Below are 17,052 nucleotides of genomic sequence, written 5' to 3'. Positions count from 1 at the left end.
TCCCGACGTGCCGCGAAGCCGATACAGAGCGTTTTGATAGGTCGACTTTCTCGCTCGATGTCGAAGTCGCACGTTTTGACACAGCCTCGGCCGATAGCAGCGACCGTTTGCGCCTTTCAGTAGCAGACTGGCCGGATCGGGCTGAGTTATGCCCAATGCATAGACAACGTCCTGGACAAACGGCGGGTGCGGTCGTGAGACGCCGTGCGGCCATGAGCGGTCGTTGGAACAGTGCTCATAAATCGGCGACAATCGGACATTCTGGAAAGCCATTCTTGCAACTGCGCTGATGTCCTGTCCACTGCGGGCTTAAAGTGCAGCCAGATTCGCGCCGCTCTTGTCCACCGTAACTATCTCGGGCTCGCCGTTCTGTTCGCCTTCTCGAAGTAACAGCGAGCTACTTGACCGCGCTAACGCGACAAAGCCTTCCAGATCTTCAAGGACGTACGGCCCGAGACACATCGAACCAGTTCGCCACATCATGACCACAACCAGAAGCCTGGCGCTCATTCTGGCATGCGTGTTTGCCTTTTCTCAGCACGGCCACGCGCAATGTGTCGACCTGGTCGCCAGTCTTGACGACGGTCAGTTGATGCAGTCGCGGATTGCGCTGGTCGACCGTGCCACGCCTACCGAGCAGATCAGCATCCTCGCCTACATCTTCGAAATCGATCAGACCGGCGGCCTGCTGTTGCGTCATCTGGTCGACGCCGCGCGCCGAGGCGTGCCGGTCAAGCTGCTGATCGACGGCATCGGCCCCGAGCCGCACTTCCCGTTCGAGGACGAGTTCATCGTCGCCCTGCACGAGGTGGCTCCCGGCATCGAACTCCGAATCTTCCATCCACGATCAGACCTCGTCGAGATTTCGCATCGCATGCACGACAAGCTGTTCCTGGTTGGCGACACGGCCGTAATCGGCAGTACCTCGATCTGGGATGCGAGCTTCCGCAACTGGCTCAGCGAGCGCGATCTGATGGTGTCGGGCGACGCCGGCCAGGATGCTTCCTCCCTGCACGCCATGTACCAGCATTTCGCCTTGTTCTGGAATAGCCCGGAAGTGGTTCGCCCCGAGCCGGAAAAATTCCTCAAAGTCGCAAGTCCTTATCGCGTCTCGCAGGGTTATGCGACGCTGGACCCGGCGCGCATCCGTCATTGGCGCGAATGGCTGCTGGCTCCGCTCGACGCTGCAGCCCGGGCGACGGACCTGGCCGCTACCGATACACCAACTGCCTCCGATACGCCCAATGATCCCGCCGCTCTGCCCGCACCCGAGGGGTATTTTGATCCCGCCTGGATGCCGATCGCCTGCGAGCGCCTGCGCTATGTCCACGACTGGCCCGACAAGCGCTCGCCAGGCACGTTGCAGGACATGCTACAAGCGTTCGATACGGCGCAGCACGAGATCCTGATCATCAACCCCTACCTGATCCTGGTGCCGGAACTGCGCGAGGCGCTTGAGCGCAAGCGGCGCGAAGGTGTCCACGTGATCCTGGTGAGCGCCTCGCTGGCGAGCATCACGCAGGAATTCCCAGCAGTCGGGCGCGCCTATGCCGACGATCTGCCCGGCCTGGTGAATGCCGGGATCGAGGTGCGCGAATATTCCGACCGAGAGAACCGCATGATGCACGCCAAGCTGGTCCTCATCGACGGCCATCGATATTATCTCGGCAGTTTCAATTTCGATTCGCTGTCGGCCCGCTTAAATACCGAAAACGGCCTGTGGATAGATATCCCTGAGGACGGGCTCGATCCCTTGCAAGACAGCGTGGCGTACTTCCTGCGCAACTCAAGTTCGGTGAGCGACCCCAATGGCCGCCTTCTGGCGGATCCCGATGCGCGCTGCCGGGCCGACGGCTGCGGCGGTGCCTGGCGATGGGTGACGATGCTGATCAGGAACTTCCTCTGAGCGCGGCGTGCCCTGTCGCTAAACTACGTGGCCAGTTCGGGTCGCCGAGCAAACCCGCGGAAGCGTGTAAGTTTGGATCAAGGCAGCGGGGCTCTTGCCTTCAGACTTCCTGTTTCCGGGCCGCATTCATGCGTCGCCCCATCTGTCGACGCGTCCGTACGCGCGGCTCGTGCATCGCTGGATACGGTCGATTGGACTGGACGACGCCGCGTACGGCACGCACACGATGCGCCGGACCAAAGCGTCGCTGATTTATCGCCGGACAAAAAACCTCCGGGCCGTCCAGCTGCTGCTTGGCCATACCAAACTTGAGAGCACAGTCCGGTACCTCGGCATCGAGGTCGACGACGCGCTCGAAATGGCGGAACGGACCGAGGTTTGAGCCGCGATCCCGCCGGACGGTAACAGACACTGTCCGGCCAGGAGCGGTCTTTGGACAGGCACCCACGAATCGTCGACAATCGTGGTTACCCATTTGCTCAAGTTGAATACCGATGAAAGTATCGAGAGACTTCGGAATCGTTGTCCGACGGGCTGCGCTTGTGTCCAAGGATGTCGACCTATCGACGGTCATGGCCGAATTCAATTTTCAGACATACTTTGACGAATCCAGCAATCTGATATCGCTCGGTCCGTTTTTTGGAGGCGATGCAGCCGACGAGTGCATGAGGTCATTGGAAAGGCTTGGTCTCGCATACGTCGACGACTTTTTTATCTTTGAGGGGTTTGTGCCCGACTGGTGTTCATTCGAAGTCTTTTGAGGCGCGACGGCTGACGAGCAGCTTCTGCTGTCGGCCACAACCTGCCGTTCAGCGAGTTGAGGAATTTGCAGTTTGAACGGCAGCCGCACTCCGGAACCCGATGCTCGCGCTATGCGCGCGATTCGACCATTGCGTATCCGTCAATCCAATGTCAGCTACTCTAAACGCACGATAACGGTTGAACTGTTCAGCGGCCCAACTCGCCGTTGCGGCCCCTCAATCTTCTATCGAGCGGGTAAGATTGGGTTCCACACTGCGGGCATATATGCGCGATGAGTATGTTTTCGAGGAGGCCGAGCCTGTGATCAATCATATAGACATAGAAAACTTTGGTAGCTTCCAAGGTTTGGAGTGGAAAAAGACAGTTCGAGACAACGGGAAGAACGTCAAGCCTTTCCAGCGCCTGAACATCCTCTACGGACGCAACTACTCTGGAAAGACGACCCTCTCTCGTGTTTTTCGTGCGCTGGAGACGCGCAAGCTCCCGCTGAACTATGTGGGCTCGTCGTTCACCGTGACGGGTGAAAAAGGTGCGGTCACTAATGCTGACCTTTTGACCCACAACTATGACGTGCGCGTCTACAACCGCGACTTTGTAACTGACAACCTGAGTTTTCTGGTCAACCAAGAGATCGGCGGCGTTATCAAGACCTTTGCCATCGTCGGTGAGCAGAACAGGGAGATCGACGACGCCATTGCTGCCATCGAAACCAAGCTTGGCAGTGTGGAGGCCAAGGCTGGACTGCGCTTTGACCTAGAGAACAAGAAGAAAGAACGCGATCGCACCAAGACTGCCCATAGCACGGCTTTGAGTGGATTAGAAGGCAAGCTGCGCTCGCATGCTGCTGAGAAGATAAAGAAGAATCCGCAGTACCTCGTGCCCGTCTACACCATAGAGCACATCAGACGCGACATTGCTTCTACCAGTAAGCCCGGCTTCATCGCGCTGACCACCGAGGAACAAGCAGGTAAGCTCACCTTGCTCAAGCAAGAAGCCTTACCCGACATTACAGGCACTCTGGCCGTCACCCTCAAGCTGGAGTCGCTGAAGGCCACTGCTGGCCCTCTTCTGTCCAAGGCGATAACGCCTACCAAAGCGATTGAAGAACTGCTTAAGGACAGCGCTTTGCAGCTTTGGGTCAAACAAGGTATCGGGCACCACCGGGACAAGCGGAACACCTGTGCTTTCTGCCGACAGGACTTGCCGTACGACATTTGGCAGGTGCTGGACGAACACTTCAGCAAAGAGTCGGATGACCTAGAAACGGCCTTGGATGCTGCTATCGCGTCAGTCACGAACGAGATCAAGTCCATTGCTAGACTCAATACCTTCACAGGAGCTCAGTTTTATGCGGATGAGCGTATCGCGTTTGAAGCGAGCAGCAAGGCACTATCGGAAGCACTTGGTGTCTACCAAGACGATTTGGATGCCCTGAAGAAATCGCTTGAGACTCGCAAGAGCAACCTGTTCCAGCCCGTGCTTCTGAAGGCCACTTCACATGACGCCAAGGAGATCGAGAAGCATGTTCAGGACATCAATTCGCTGATTGTCACGAGCAACGGAAAGACAAAAACCCTGGAAGACGACAAAAACACTGCTAGAGATGCACTTCGCTTGGCTGACGTGTTTGCGTTTGCTGAGGCGATCACCTATGAGAAGGAGGTTGCGCGCATAGCTAAGCTCAAGACCGACGCCAACACGGCAGATACGGCCCATACGGACACTGAAAGAGATATCCGTGAAGCTGAGGCAGAAGTCCAAGCCTTGAGAGCCAAGCAAAAAGATGAGCGGAAGGGGGCCGAGAGAGTCAACTCTTTGCTCAACAACTTCTTCGGCCATGACGGTATAAAGCTTGAGGCCCGTGACGGCGCAGACAAAGCCACGGTCAAGTTTGAAATCACACGAAACGGTACGGCCGCGTACAACCTCAGCGAAGGCGAGTGCAGCTTGATTGCCTTTTGCTATTTCATTGCCAAGCTAGACGACCCGGAGAGCAAAGGCAAAGAACTGATCATCTACATTGATGATCCAATTTCTAGCCTCGACGGAAACCATATCTTCTTCATGTTCAGCTTGATAGAGAGTTTAATTGCGAAGCCGATTAAGAATGCTGACGGTTCAAACGTCTACCGCTACAAGCAGCTTTTCATCTCGACCCATAACCTGGACTTCCTGAAGTACCTCAAGCGCCTGTCCATTCCGAAGAAGAAAATCCCTGCTGGTGAAGGCAAGACGAAAAGTGTCGATGACCATGAGCATTTCATGATTGAGCGCAACGGCGCTTCAAGCAACATCTTGCTCATGCCGTCTTATCTTAAAGACTACATAACTGAGTTTCACTACCTCTTTCATCAAATCTACAAGTGCAAAGATCAAGCTGCCGCAGCAGATAGCCATGAGCCATTTTTCGGCTTTGGCAACAACCTGCGAAAATTTCTAGAAGCCTTCTTGTTCTTCAAGTACCCTTATCATGATGATAGGAACGACGCCTTTGAACGGATCAAGAAATTCTTCGGGGAAGAGGAAGATGCAGCAGTTGCGCTGGTCAACCGCCTTAACAACGAGTTTTCGCACCTAGAATCTGCTCCAGACAGAGGCTTTAAGCCCGTGGAAATTCCTGAGATCGCCAAGGTGGCAAACTATGTCTTGGACAAGATTTACGCTGCTGACAAGGTGCAATACAACGCTCTGTTGAAGAGCATAGGAGAGCCTGAGCGAGCAGGCTAAAGGATCGCTTCCGATGTCGGATTGTTGGACGGAAGCCGCCACTTAACTCGATCTATACCGAATGGCCGTGCCGGGGCGCGTTGAGCCGGTCAACGGGTCCACGTGCCGACGTGCCAATGCAAAACGCATGAAGCCGTGCTCGACCAATTTCGGTCTTTCGACATAGGTGTTGCAAATCATTGGCAACCTATCCGGGGCAATTGCCCGTCTCCTAAGCGGCCTCGTCGGAGATAACACGTTTGATTAGCACCAGACAACAGACAGGTTAGGATATCAACCCGGCGAGGAGGCGCAATACGCTCGTTGTCCCATTCAAATAAGTGTTTCGGGTAAAGAGAATGCAACCGACCTACATTTCTGTTGGAAAGCTGTTTGGGGACCAAGTTCGCCACACGGTGCCGCTGTTTCAGCGGCCGTACGTCTGGGTTAGGGAGGATCAGTGGGAGCCATTATGGGAAGACATTGCCGGTCTGCTGGACCGCATCGAGCGCCGTGTCGACGGGCAGTCGGTCGCCGGCCATTTTCTCGGCACGGTAGTCCTCGAGCAAACACCGAACGCTACCGGCAGTCTGCCGCGTCGAGAAGTCATCGACGGGCAGCAACGCTTGACCACGCTGCAGCTTATGTTGAAAGCAGCCGAGCATGCGTTGTCGCACGCGCTCGACTCAGCCGATGAATCGCAGCGCCGGCCGATTGATGTCGCCCATCGACAGATTGCGCCGCTGACGATAAATCCAGGTTGGTCTACCGAAGATGAACAGTATAAGGTCTGGCCGACCAATGAAGATCGTGCACCGTTCACGTCAGTCATGGATTCCAAGGCGACCGACACGTGGGCGAAGCCCACAAACCGAATGGCCGAAGCTTACGCCTATTTCCGCGATATGTTTCAGACGTACCTGTCGGGCGCGGACGTCGGCCAGCGTGCACAACGTTTCGCAGCCGCTCTCAAGGACCACCTGCGTCTCATCGTTCTAGATCTCGATACGGAAGACGAGCCACAAGCCATCTTCGAGACGCTGAACGCGCACGGGACGCCACTGCTGCCGGCGGATCTGATCAAGAACTGGCTGCTGTGGGAAGCCAATCGCCAGCAAGTGAACATCGCGCCGCTCTACGACGCGTATTGGAAGCAGTTCGATCGCGACCACGGTTATTGGCGCGCGCGCGTCGGTGTTGGCCATGCGGCGCGCGCACGTATTGACACCTTCCTACAGAACTGGCTGTCGAAAGAAACACTCGAGCAGGTCTCGCCGAAGCATCTCTACGATCGCTTCCTACGATACATGGCGGTTTTGAAGAAACGATCGCTTGGTGAATTAATTGATGTTGCGCAGCTGATGTCGGCTGTCAAAGCGGATGCGCTTCGATACCAGCGAATCGCTAACGCCACTGGCACTACACGTTTCGATGCATTTCTGCGGCGCTTGGCGGTGCTGGATGTGACTGTATTCCAGCCGCTGCTGCTCTTTATCATGGGCCGACCGAACATCACGATCGCCGATCTCGACGACGTGGCGGTCGTGTTGGAGAGCTACTTCGTGCGCCGCATGGTCTGCGGCATGCAAACGCGTGGGGCTGGATCAATGGCACTGGCGTTGGTGAGGGTTGTTGCTCAGATTCCCGAAGGAATGGGCATCGCCGCGTCTTTGGAGAGCTATCTGCTGGCCGCGGCAGGGGCTGACCAATGGCCTAACGACAGCGTGTTCCAACTGGACTGGAGAACCCGGCGCTTTTATGGCGGGTTGAAGCGCGAACGCGTCAATATGATTCTGCAGGCTATCGAGGAGGCCTACCAGAAGTCGACGTCCAGCAAGGCCGAACCGCTATTGACATTCGATTTTTCCCAGCTCGAGATTGAACACATCATGCCGCAAAAATGGCGGGAACATTGGCCACTGGGCGACGGTCAAATTGCAGACGGTCGCGATATTGTTGTGCATGGAATCGGGAACTTGACGCTGGTGAGCAAGAAACTGAATCCGAACCTATCGAACGCTCCGTGGATATCGGAGAACGGTGGCAAGTCGAAGCGCGAAGGATTGGAAGAGCACAGCAAGCTCGAGCTAAATCGTTGGCTGCTTAAGCACAACGGGATATGGGACGAGACATCGATAGCAACCCGGGCCGATGAGCTGTTCAAACAGGCAATGATATTGTGGCCGATTCCGAGCAAATCTGCTCCCGATACAAGTACATCGGATACAGGTACCACACCGCCAATTGAAAGCAGCACGCGCAGCGCACCGATCATGACGAACACCGACCTGGCCACTGCGGTAAGTCGCGCCTCTAGTTCCGCGGGCGTGTCCGCGGCCGATTCCATCTCTAACTTCTACGTGACGTTGCAACCGACTTATTTCAACATGGGATTCTTCAACGTCACCGTCAAGGCGTCAGATCTGTTTCCGGCGGCCGGTGGCAGTATAAAAATCGTCTGCGGTTCCGAGAAACTGGTTGTCGACGGGCGCTTCGATCGGTCGACCAATACCAACGGTGCGCCGCGCGTGTTTGGCTATGCCCCGTTGAAAAATTGGTTTCAACAAAACCTAGCGCCGATGGAAGAATTTGTAGTCGAGATGATCGGCCCTTCCACGATAAGCGTGAACAAGTCTCAGCCCGGCGCCTCGACCTCTTCTCTTCGATGAACGACTGCTTTCGGCAAGAGCGACTGTCTCTTTGGGGTCGAGTACGGAAGTTCAGCGTCGGACCGGGTTCGGCCAGAAGCGGTCAGACGACAACCCGGCACGGATCGCTGACAATCGGATCGCAGTACCATCCGCTCGATAACGGCCGCCAGTAGATGATCTGGACGGCCGAACCGTCGGCCCATGCCGCCAGGAAGCGGAGTCCGAGTGTCCGATACAATCTCGTACTCCCATCGGTCCCTGACAGTGAGCCCAAATGGCAAATCGCCGAATAACTGAGTTGGTACAGGAGGCGCTCGCGATTCGTGCAAGAGCTTACGGCCTGGACAGTGATTCGACTTGGGCGGGGGTAAAAAAGCGAATGCACGAACTTAAAGGCCTCGCAGCGACAGTCGACAGCAACGAAGTTCGTCGGCACGTGATTGTTGCGTCGATTGCAACGCTTCAAACGTTCGTTCGCTTTTCAATCTCCGAACTCGTCAATTCCGAAGCGCAATATCGCGTACGTGCGGCGGAAAGGATTCCGGAGAAATATTCGGTGAAGGACGCGCTCACGCTGTTGGACGATCAGACCATCAGCTTTGGCGAGCTAGTGGCGCATATCGCTTCGTACAATTCGGTTACGGATGTAGTGTCTTGGCTCGGTGCGATCCTCGGACTTGATCTTAAAAGTGCGCTATCTAACGCCCGTAGTCATTACATGCTGCGCAGAGGTTCGAAGGGGGCACCTCTTCTGATTGCCGATGTCGATCAGTTGTTAGGTGACGTAGAAAACGCCTTCCGGCTCCGGCACATATTGGCCCACGAAATGGCCTACGGACTTTCTATCGAAACCGAAGAGTGCCGACGCTTGGTAGGAGCGGTGGACCGATTTATCGCCGCTCTCAACGCAGTTATCTGGAACACCGCTTACACGGAAGTGCCATTGGTTCCGGAGGAATACCGCGAGCGAGCAAGCGAAACGCGATGCGCTGCTAGGAGCGAACTCGCCAAGAGCCTATTCCGAGCAAGGGAGGTGGCGCGAATACTGGGATTTTCATCATGGCTCCGCAACAGTCACCTCCACTGGGTGCGGTTCGGACGAGCGTGGGCGGGAGGAGGACTGCAAGACCAGCTTGTGGGACCCATACCAGAATTTCTTCGATTTGGAGAAACAGACATGATCCTTCGACGATCTGCGCAGGTAGCAGAATGGGTCACCTTTTGGGGAGACCCACTTACGCTTCAGGATCGTTGGCGCAAATAGCGTCACAGAACTGGGGCGCGCTCGGCGACGGTGCGTTCGCGCGACAAGCCAATGTACTGAGAGATGCGTGTCGGGGTTAGATGTCCGCTATGTAGATACGGGTCCGACTGCTCAGGGTCGCGTGCCGACCATCGCCGTCGGGCAGTGACCGGCCTGTAGCCGCCCATCGTGAACGTCTTCTTTCGGGTATGCTGGGATCCCTACGATTTCAAGTCTTGCAGGGGCGATCGTCATCGGCCTGGTGGGTGCGATACGAATCATCGAAATCGCCCGCAACGTGTCGATTCGACAGCCCTTCGTTCGTCGTGGTTTTGAAGCACCATTCAACTCAGGAGAACGACGATGCGATTCATCATCACAGCCCAGGCAAGTGCAGACAATGTGAAGCCGGATGCCGGCAGCGGTTTGGACGAGGCCCTTCTCACGGCATACATGAGATTCAACGAAGAGATGTACAAGGCCGGTGTCCTGGTGGCTTCCGAAGGCTTGAACCCAGCAGCGCCCGGAGCGCGAATTGCGGTTAGCAAGGGGAAACGCTACATCGTTGATGGCCCATTTGCCGAGTCCAAGGAACTGGTCGGTGGCTTTTACATCGTCGAAGTTGGATCGCTCGAGGAAGCGATTTCCTGGGCATTGCGCGCGCCATCCGGTCTCGGCTCGGACGATGTACTGGAGGTGCGCCAACTCACCGGAGCGGGCGACGTCCCGCCCGACGTCCTCGACATCATCCGGGCAGCGGCACCGACCTGGAGCGAGTCGGTTTGGCAGGCGCGGAAGTGAAGGCCACAGACGGAACCGCCGAGTTGCCGCCCAGCCGCGTGCTCGAGTCGACGACCGCCGGCTTCAGGTCGGTGGCGTTACGTTCGGCCTGACCGATTTCAGGCTGGACTCGACCACAAAGGGACATCCACACATGCAAGTAGAATCGTCAACAATCGGCCCAGGCGATTTGATGGCCGTTCCTCTTTCGTGAGACACAGCGATGAAGGTAACGATTGCCTATATCGAGGAACCACCGTTCGGTTGGACGGAAGCGAACCGTACCGTTACCGGCGCTGACATCGAGTTGGCCGAAGCGGTTCTTCGGGAGATTGGCGCCACCCGGATCGAGCATCGTCTGACGATATTCAGCGAACTGCTCCCAGGCGTCGAAGCCGGCCGGTGGGACATGAACGTTCCGCTGTTCGTGACACCCGAACGCGCCGCCCGGGTGGCGTTCAGCCTGCCCGTCTGGGCGATCGGGGACGGCTTCCTGGTTCGGGCGGGCAATCCAAAGTCGCTCAAGAGCTATGCGTCACTTGCTGAACGCCAGGATGCGCGCCTTGGCATCATTGCCGGCCAGGTTCAGCACGACTCGGCAAGAGAATCGGGAGTAACCGAGAACCAAATAGTCATCTTCGAACATCAGAACGACGCTATCGCGGCAGTACGTTCGGGCGCGATCGACGCGTACGCAAGCACTGCGCTGGGAAATCGCATACTTGCGGATCGGATCGGCGGCTCTGTCCTCGAGGCCGTGGAGCACGAGAGGGGAACGAGTGAGAAGCAACAACATCTCCCTCTCGGAGCGTTCTCGTTTAGTAGACGAAATAGCGAATTGCTTAATGCGGTAAACGAGCGCCTGCGTTCATATCTGGGCTCATCAGACCATCGCGCTCGTATGGCGAGATTCGGCCTGACTCACAACGAGATCGATCCTGCTCTCCCACGTCGAGCATGAGACGGCCTTCGGCCGACGGGATACAAATTCTCCGGGTCGACAAAGGAAGTTCGCGTCGAGGTTACGTAAACGATTGACGGACGCTGACTAAACTTCCGGGTTCGGCCACGAAGAGACGGTCAAACGCGACGCGTAGGTCGTCAACAATTCACCGTTGCAGTGTTGGTGTGCCACCCATGTGGCAAACTTAGCAGCCCAGCATCTAAAGCGGAGTGATATGCGAGTCGTCGTACTCGGTGGTTACGGTAATTTTGGTGCGCGGATCTGCCGTGGGCTTGCAGAAGATGCGGCGATAGAGCTCGTGGTTGCCGGGCGGGACGAGGCGCAAGCTGCTGCCTTTGCGAGGACACTCGGGAAAAACGTATCGGCAATGTCACTCGACGCATGCGCTTTGGATTTCTCTGAACGTCTAGGCGTGCTCAAACCCGATTTGGTAATCCACACAGCGGGGCCGTTTCAGGGACAAGGTTACGATGCCGCTCGAGCGATCGCAGAGTGCGGAGCACACTACATCGATCTCGCAGACGGCCGGCGGTTTGTGTGTGACTTCTCCGAAGCACTGGACGCGTCGTTCAAGGCCGCCAAGCGCACAGCCTTCAGCGGCGTGAGCACGCTACCCACCCTGTCGGCGGCGGTCGTCGATGATTTGCGTCATCGTTTCGCCGAACTATCTTCGATTGAGATTTGCATCGCACCGGGGCAGCAGGCTCCGCGCGGCAAGGCGACTTTGGCAGCGGTGTTGTCATACTGTGGCGAGATCGTTCAAGTATGGCAAGGTGGCCGCTGGACATCGCAAACGGGGTGGTCGAACCCAATACGAATTTCGTTTGCGAAACTGAAGTCGCGCCTCGGAGCCTTATGCGACGTTCCAGACCTCGAGCTATTCCCGCAACGGTATCCGGGCGTGACCAACGTCATTTTCCATGCCGCGCTTGAAGTTGAGCTAACGCAGCGTGTGTTCGCCTTGATCGCATGGGCAAGGCGTCGACGATTAATTTCGCGTGCAAGTCTGCTGGCCCCTGTGCTATACCGCACGGGGACGTGGCTTGATCGTTTCGGCTCAGGGCTCGGCGGCATGGTAATTCGGCTCGATGGGCTTTCCTCGCAAAGGCAGCCTCTTCATCTTGAGTGGCACCTTACCGTAGACAATAACTACGGGCCGGAAATCCCTTGCATGGCGGCGATCTTGTTGGCACGAAGGTTGGCACATGGCGACACGTTCGCGTCTGGTGCGCAGACTAGCGCGGGCTCGCTACTCCTGCGGGAGTTTGAGCCGGAATTCGCACGGTGGGGCATCCAGACTGAGGTGATCGAACGCGTTGGTTGATGATTGCGCGCGGTATCGCAAAGGGCAGCCATGTCGAAACTGGGAGGGCGGCCTCGGGTCGCCCCGAAGCAATCGTCGCCGGCCCGCGTTCGACCAGTTCAGGTGGCATGTATTCCTGAAGATGGTTCCGGGTGGCTTGGCCTTCGTTTCCCACGAATTTGCAGAAAACGTGGTTTCAGTGACACCCATCTGCTATCGCTCTGTTCGTTGATTTTTGGGGCAATCAACGTATTTTTAGTGATCCTACGGACGTCTGGTGCGGTCTAACCTATGGCAACATAGTACGTCCGTGGCGACCGTCGAACGACTCCAAATTTCTATGGCGTTTTCAACATGCTAAAGCTTGTGCCGATGTCGAAAAGTGAGTTCGCTGAATACAAGTCCGTAGCGCTGTCTAACTACGCGTCCGATCTGCAGCGAGCGGATCGCTGTAATCCCGACACAGCGGCGGCACGCGCGAACGAAGCCTTCGACAAGATACTGTCAGAAGGTCAGGACACCCCGAATCAACATTTCTTCACGCTGTTCGAATCGGATGTGTCGGCAACCGTTGGTTGGCTATGGTTGAGCGAAGCCATATCGGAGCACAGGCGCTCGGCCTTTATCTACGACATTCTTGTTCGGCCAGAATATCGCGGTCAAGGCCATGGAACGCGGGCGTTGCAAGCCACCGAAGCATGGGCAAGCGCACTGGGGATGCAACACATCGACCTTCATGTGTTCGGGCATAACACCGGTGCGCAGCGTCTTTACGACAGAGCTGGATATCGCGCGACGAATATTCGTATGAGAAGGTTGCTTCCGGGAACATCGCAGTAGCGCAATCGCGTCTGGCCAATGCTAGCTGATGTGAACGTGCATCAGCGGCTACGGGTCGGGTGCAGCCGATCGCGGCTCGGGGTGACTTTGGTTGCGTATGCCTATCGCAGGACTTTGAATGTGACGCCCATGAAAAAACTCACAAAACGTGTGTTGATCACAGGCATGTCTGGGAGCGGAAAATCCGCCGTAACCCAGGAGCTGATCGCGCGGGGATTTTTGGCTATTGATCTGGACACCGCCGAATGGTCCGAGTGGGTCGACACCGATTCGGACGCGCTGACTCCGGGGCGAGGCAAGGATTGGATCTGGCGCGAGGGTCGCGTCCGCACGCTCCTGTCCGAGCCGAAAGATGTGCCGCTATTTGTTAGCGGCACTGCAGCGAACATGGGGCAATTCTATTCCTTGATCGATCTTGTGATTCTTCTCTCCGCTCCGGTCGCAACGATTATGGAACGACTCGAGGCGCGCCCCGCTGGGGTATATGGCCATTCAGTGGAGGATCGTCGAAAGGTCAACACGCTGATCTCCACCATCGAGCCCTTGCTCAGGAAATCTGCCGATCATGAGATCGACACCCGTTCACCCACTCACACCACTGTCGATGAAATCCTGCGGCTAGCAAATGTTTTCGGGGCGGGGGCCGCCAAAATGTGGCAAGAGGCCGCGCCGTAGAAGTTGACCACGCGTGCTACTTCAATAAACTTGCGTCGATACTATGGCCATGATGAGACGTTCGACATCAACGGGTAAATCATCGGCAATCGAGGAGATTGCGTTCCCACTCGTTATAAATGTTGACGAGACTGCAAGCGCGCAGATGCGCTCCGCTATCGCGGAGCAGTTTCCCGAGATCGTTCTTGATCCCATCGCAGACTACATTGTCCAGACCATCAATGCCGGCACCTAAGCACTCAGCGAGATGAACAGAAGAAAGAGACTGACTTTTTGGGGCGCTGACGAAAACGACGACAGTCTTCCGCGCGCTGTCATGGAGGGTCGAAAGACCGTCACCGCCGACACGGTCGCGGACTACCACACGCCGTACGGCGAATACGGCGACGGTGGCTATGTGCCTGGTGACATCATCGAGGTTTACGATTTGAAGCAGCGGCTTCGCTGCATCATCAAGGCGACCAAGGTGTATACGATCGAATTCGGAGACATCCCGGAGGAAGTCTGGCGCGGCGAAACGTTTTCCAGTGCGGAGGAGTTCCGCGAATGCCATATTCGGTGCATGCCGCACCTTGAACTGCATGATCACTTCGAACTGGTGACGCTGCACTTTGAATTGATTGAGATCATCGCGCGCGAAGTAGTGGACTGACGCTAAACGCGCGTCGCGATGAAGTTACTCGGCAGGCCCGCTTCTCCAGAGCGTCCTCGCGAACCTCAACAGCTCACGATTTCGTTCACTGAGCTAAAACAGGTTAGAACAGGTACTTCGCACGGAGGTAATAGAACCCACCGTCCATACCGATAGCAGACGTCGTGGGGTCGAAATCAGCCCCTGCGTATTGAGCTGCCGCAGGTAGTTTGTTCGGATACTCATTGAACAGGTTCTTCGCGCCCACCGCCACCTCAAAGCGCTTTGTCACGTCGTAACGTGCTTCGACATCCGTGGTGTATTCCACCTTGTTGGTGAACGGTATGAATACGGTGACCGAACCGGCATTCGGTCCGGTACGGTACGACTCCTCCGCCGAGGTGGTGCCGAAGCGCGTCTCGTGCAGAGATACGCCCCATTTGCCATAGTTCCAGACTCCCCCAGCAACGATCTTGCTCTTCGGTGTCCCACTGGTCAGATAGGCAATCTGCTGAGCATTGAGCAGCGGCTGGCCATTCGTTCCGGGAGCCAGATGCGTCAACGTCGTGTTGTTGAAGTTGACGCCGAGGTCCCAATCGATCGTGCCATATTGTCCAATGTACGTATGGTACGTCGCCGCCAGATCGATGCCGTCGGTTCGCGTGTTCGCGCCGTTGGTGAAATAACTGGCTGAGATCGCCGAGGCCGGAATGCCCAGCGGGGTCGAGAATCCCGCCAGGCCAATCGCGTTGATTGCGGCCTCGCCGGCCTGCGAGCCGCCTTCGACGATACGGTTGCGGATATCGATCTCATAGGCGTCGAGCGTGACGTTGATATCGTGCGTCGGCGTCAACACAAGACCCAGGTTGTAGCTGGTCGATTCCTCCGGCTTCAGCGGCTGCGCACCGAGCGCTCTGGCGGCCGCTGAATTCGCCGCAAGCAATGCGAACGCCGAGGTCGGCGTCGGACTAATCGTTGTGTAATATTGTTCGGCCAGCGTCGGCGCACGGAACCCCGTGCCGACACTCCCGCGCAACGCGATCCATGGAGTGAAGTCGTAGCGGGTCGATATCTTGCCGTTCGTGGTGTCGCCCACGTCGCTATAGTGCTCGAATCGTCCCGCGAGATCGAGCTGCCACTTTTGGGTTAGCCTGGTCGCCAGATCGATATACGTGCCGAGCACGTCACGCGTATTGTCGCTCGCGCTCGCCGGTGTCAGACCGACCAGTGCCGGCGTCCCTCCGTATAGATACGCATCCGGCTCGCCTGCGCCGACCGAATAGCCCTCGGTGCGCTGTTCGAAGCCGAACGACACAGTCACAGGCGCCGGCAAGCCAGGCAAACTGAACGGGCGCGTGAAATCAAGGTTATTGGTCCACTCGGTGTTCTCCTGATTGCCGATATAAAACTGCGTCGGCGTGTGACCCGTCGCGTCGTACAAGCCGATGTTCTCCGACGTCACCTGACTAAAGCCAGCGTAATCGCCGCCGTATGTCGTGCTCAGATCCCACTTCCAGCCCAACAGATCGTCCCCTTTCACGCCGACCGTCACCGAGAAGTCGTTTTCGTTAATGAGGTCCTGCGGAATGAAGCCGTTTGGATAAACCGCGGGAAGAACAACGGAGCCCCGGATCGACTGATAACTGGCCGCATCCCGATGGGCATAGGTGCCGAACCCGTAGAGCTCCACACTGTCGCTCACGTAATAGCCGGCGTTGAATCCGACAACCTCACGCGTGCTTGACGGATCGCCAAAGTAAGCATTGCTTACCGACCCGGCGAGCGCGCCGGTGTGGGCGTACTGCCCCGTCCGGTCCGTATGATTCTCCCGAGACACCTCTGCGCTCAAATCCAGAAACCCGCCTACTCCCAGCGCAAGCCCGTAATGGGCGGACTCGTCCTGATGGAGGCCATCTCCCTGATAGGTCTGCCCCGTCGACGTTTCGATTGAACCACCCTTGGTGTCCGACTTGAGAATGATGTTGATCACCCCCGCGATGGCATCGGAGCCGTACTGCGCGGCCGCACCGTCACGCAGAATTTCCACGTGGTCGACGGCACTCACCGGGATCAGATCGATGTCGACACCGGTGGAACCTTGCTGCGGCCCCGGGTTAAGCGCAATCGTCGCGGTCGAATGCCGGCGCTTACCGTTGACGAGCACCAGCACCTGGTCAGGCGTCAGGCCATGGAGTGTCAGCACATCGACCAAGGCGGCTTGCGCCCCACCCATGGCCTGACGCTGGATCGACGGCGACAGTGAAACCAGCGCATCGCGCAGGTCGGTCTGGCCAGTGCTCTGCAACTGGGCAGCCGTAATCACATCCACCGGCGTCAGGCTCTTTGTGGCCTTGGTCGCCGTACGGGTCCCCGTAATCACCAGTTGATCTTGAACCTGCACGCCATTCGTCCCACTTTGCTGCGGCACGGCGCCCGCCGGTTGCGCCGCGGGCGGCACGGCCGCACTCTGCGCGAAGGCGGCGCCGGTGCATGCGAACGCGGCCACCGCCGCCGAAATCGCCTTGCACCGAGCCCCTACTCTGGCCTTGCTACCCAGCATTGCTGAACGTCTGTCACGCATGGTCAGTCTC

General features: G+C 57.1%; 11 protein-coding genes and 2 pseudogenes. 11 read left to right on the top strand and 2 right to left on the bottom strand.

Annotated features, from left to right (window positions below; genetic code table 11):
* Positions 1-312: 312 nt before the first annotated feature.
* Positions 313-398: pseudogene (locus tag P3T42_RS19470) on the bottom strand (IS6 family transposase); the annotation flags it as partial.
* An 83-nt stretch (positions 399-481) separates the two neighbouring features.
* On the opposite strand from P3T42_RS19470, the gene P3T42_RS19465 reads away from it, so the two are divergent.
* The 11 genes and pseudogenes from P3T42_RS19465 to P3T42_RS19415 all read left to right on the top strand — a co-directional run bounded on the left by P3T42_RS19465 (position 482) and on the right by P3T42_RS19415 (position 14,482).
* Positions 482-1,906: a phospholipase D-like domain-containing protein gene (locus tag P3T42_RS19465; protein ID WP_429306964.1), complete on the top strand. Its 1,425-nt coding sequence runs from the start codon at positions 482-484 to the stop codon at positions 1,904-1,906.
* Between the two features lie 40 nt (positions 1,907-1,946).
* Positions 1,947-2,288 (top strand): annotated as a pseudogene (locus tag P3T42_RS19460) (tyrosine-type recombinase/integrase); the annotation flags it as partial.
* Positions 2,289-2,908: 620 nt separating this feature from the next.
* Positions 2,909-5,395 carry an AAA family ATPase gene (locus P3T42_RS19455; RefSeq protein WP_429306963.1) on the top strand — a complete coding sequence of 829 codons (2,487 nt, stop codon included), beginning with the start codon at positions 2,909-2,911 and terminating at the stop codon, positions 5,393-5,395.
* Between the two features lie 338 nt (positions 5,396-5,733).
* Positions 5,734-8,043 (top strand): DUF262 domain-containing protein, encoded by a 2,310-nt coding sequence (locus P3T42_RS19450; protein ID WP_074296046.1) that lies wholly within the window; start codon positions 5,734-5,736, stop codon positions 8,041-8,043.
* 256 nt (positions 8,044-8,299) lie between these two features.
* Positions 8,300-9,289 carry a hypothetical protein gene (locus P3T42_RS19445; protein ID WP_074296047.1) on the top strand — a complete coding sequence of 330 codons (990 nt, stop codon included), beginning with the start codon at positions 8,300-8,302 and terminating at the stop codon, positions 9,287-9,289.
* A 342-nt stretch (positions 9,290-9,631) separates the two neighbouring features.
* A complete protein-coding gene (locus P3T42_RS19440) occupies positions 9,632-10,069 on the top strand; it encodes a YciI family protein (protein WP_429306962.1) in 438 nt (145 codons plus the stop codon).
* A gap of 202 nt (positions 10,070-10,271) precedes the next feature.
* Complete coding sequence (locus P3T42_RS19435; protein WP_429306961.1) at positions 10,272-11,009, top strand: transporter substrate-binding domain-containing protein; 738 nt, start codon at positions 10,272-10,274, stop codon at positions 11,007-11,009.
* Positions 11,010-11,226: 217 nt separating this feature from the next.
* Entirely contained in the window at positions 11,227-12,336 is a 1,110-nt protein-coding gene (locus tag P3T42_RS19430) for a saccharopine dehydrogenase family protein (RefSeq protein WP_429306960.1), read from the top strand.
* Between the two features lie 333 nt (positions 12,337-12,669).
* Positions 12,670-13,155 carry a GNAT family N-acetyltransferase gene (locus P3T42_RS19425; protein WP_429306959.1) on the top strand — a complete coding sequence of 162 codons (486 nt, stop codon included), beginning with the start codon at positions 12,670-12,672 and terminating at the stop codon, positions 13,153-13,155.
* Between the two features lie 129 nt (positions 13,156-13,284).
* A complete protein-coding gene (locus tag P3T42_RS19420; RefSeq protein WP_429306958.1) occupies positions 13,285-13,830 on the top strand; it encodes an AAA family ATPase in 546 nt (181 codons plus the stop codon).
* A 247-nt stretch (positions 13,831-14,077) separates the two neighbouring features.
* Positions 14,078-14,482, top strand: a complete 405-nt coding sequence (locus P3T42_RS19415; RefSeq protein WP_429306957.1) for an ASCH domain-containing protein — start codon at positions 14,078-14,080, stop codon at positions 14,480-14,482.
* A gap of 103 nt (positions 14,483-14,585) precedes the next feature.
* On the opposite strand, the gene P3T42_RS19410 is transcribed toward P3T42_RS19415, so the two are convergent.
* Positions 14,586-17,042, bottom strand: a complete 2,457-nt coding sequence (locus tag P3T42_RS19410; protein WP_429306956.1) for a TonB-dependent receptor plug domain-containing protein — start codon at positions 17,040-17,042, stop codon at positions 14,586-14,588.
* Positions 17,043-17,052 lie beyond the last annotated feature (10 nt).

It is taken from the genome of Paraburkholderia sp. GAS38 (genome assembly GCF_050434965.1).
Lineage (GTDB): Bacteria > Pseudomonadota > Gammaproteobacteria > Burkholderiales > Burkholderiaceae > Paraburkholderia > Paraburkholderia phenazinium_A.
This window is presented reverse-complemented; position numbering and strand designations above follow the sequence as displayed.

What these genes read in the sequence shown, in the direction of transcription:
- P3T42_RS19465 (WP_429306964.1), top strand. Translation starts at nt 482, where the DNA reads ATGACCACAACCAGAAGCCTGGCGCTCATTCTGGCATGCGTGTTTGCC.
- P3T42_RS19410 (WP_429306956.1), bottom strand. Translation starts at nt 17,042, where the DNA reads ATGCGTGACAGACGTTCAGCAATGCTGGGTAGCAAGGCCAGAGTAGGG.
- P3T42_RS19430 (WP_429306960.1), top strand. Translation starts at nt 11,227, where the DNA reads ATGCGAGTCGTCGTACTCGGTGGTTACGGTAATTTTGGTGCGCGGATC.
- P3T42_RS19415 (WP_429306957.1), top strand. Translation starts at nt 14,078, where the DNA reads ATGAACAGAAGAAAGAGACTGACTTTTTGGGGCGCTGACGAAAACGAC.
- P3T42_RS19435 (WP_429306961.1), top strand. Translation starts at nt 10,272, where the DNA reads ATGAAGGTAACGATTGCCTATATCGAGGAACCACCGTTCGGTTGGACG.
- P3T42_RS19425 (WP_429306959.1), top strand. Translation starts at nt 12,670, where the DNA reads ATGCTAAAGCTTGTGCCGATGTCGAAAAGTGAGTTCGCTGAATACAAG.
- P3T42_RS19440 (WP_429306962.1), top strand. Translation starts at nt 9,632, where the DNA reads ATGCGATTCATCATCACAGCCCAGGCAAGTGCAGACAATGTGAAGCCG.
- P3T42_RS19420 (WP_429306958.1), top strand. Translation starts at nt 13,285, where the DNA reads ATGAAAAAACTCACAAAACGTGTGTTGATCACAGGCATGTCTGGGAGC.
- P3T42_RS19450 (WP_074296046.1), top strand. Translation starts at nt 5,734, where the DNA reads ATGCAACCGACCTACATTTCTGTTGGAAAGCTGTTTGGGGACCAAGTT.
- P3T42_RS19445 (WP_074296047.1), top strand. Translation starts at nt 8,300, where the DNA reads ATGGCAAATCGCCGAATAACTGAGTTGGTACAGGAGGCGCTCGCGATT.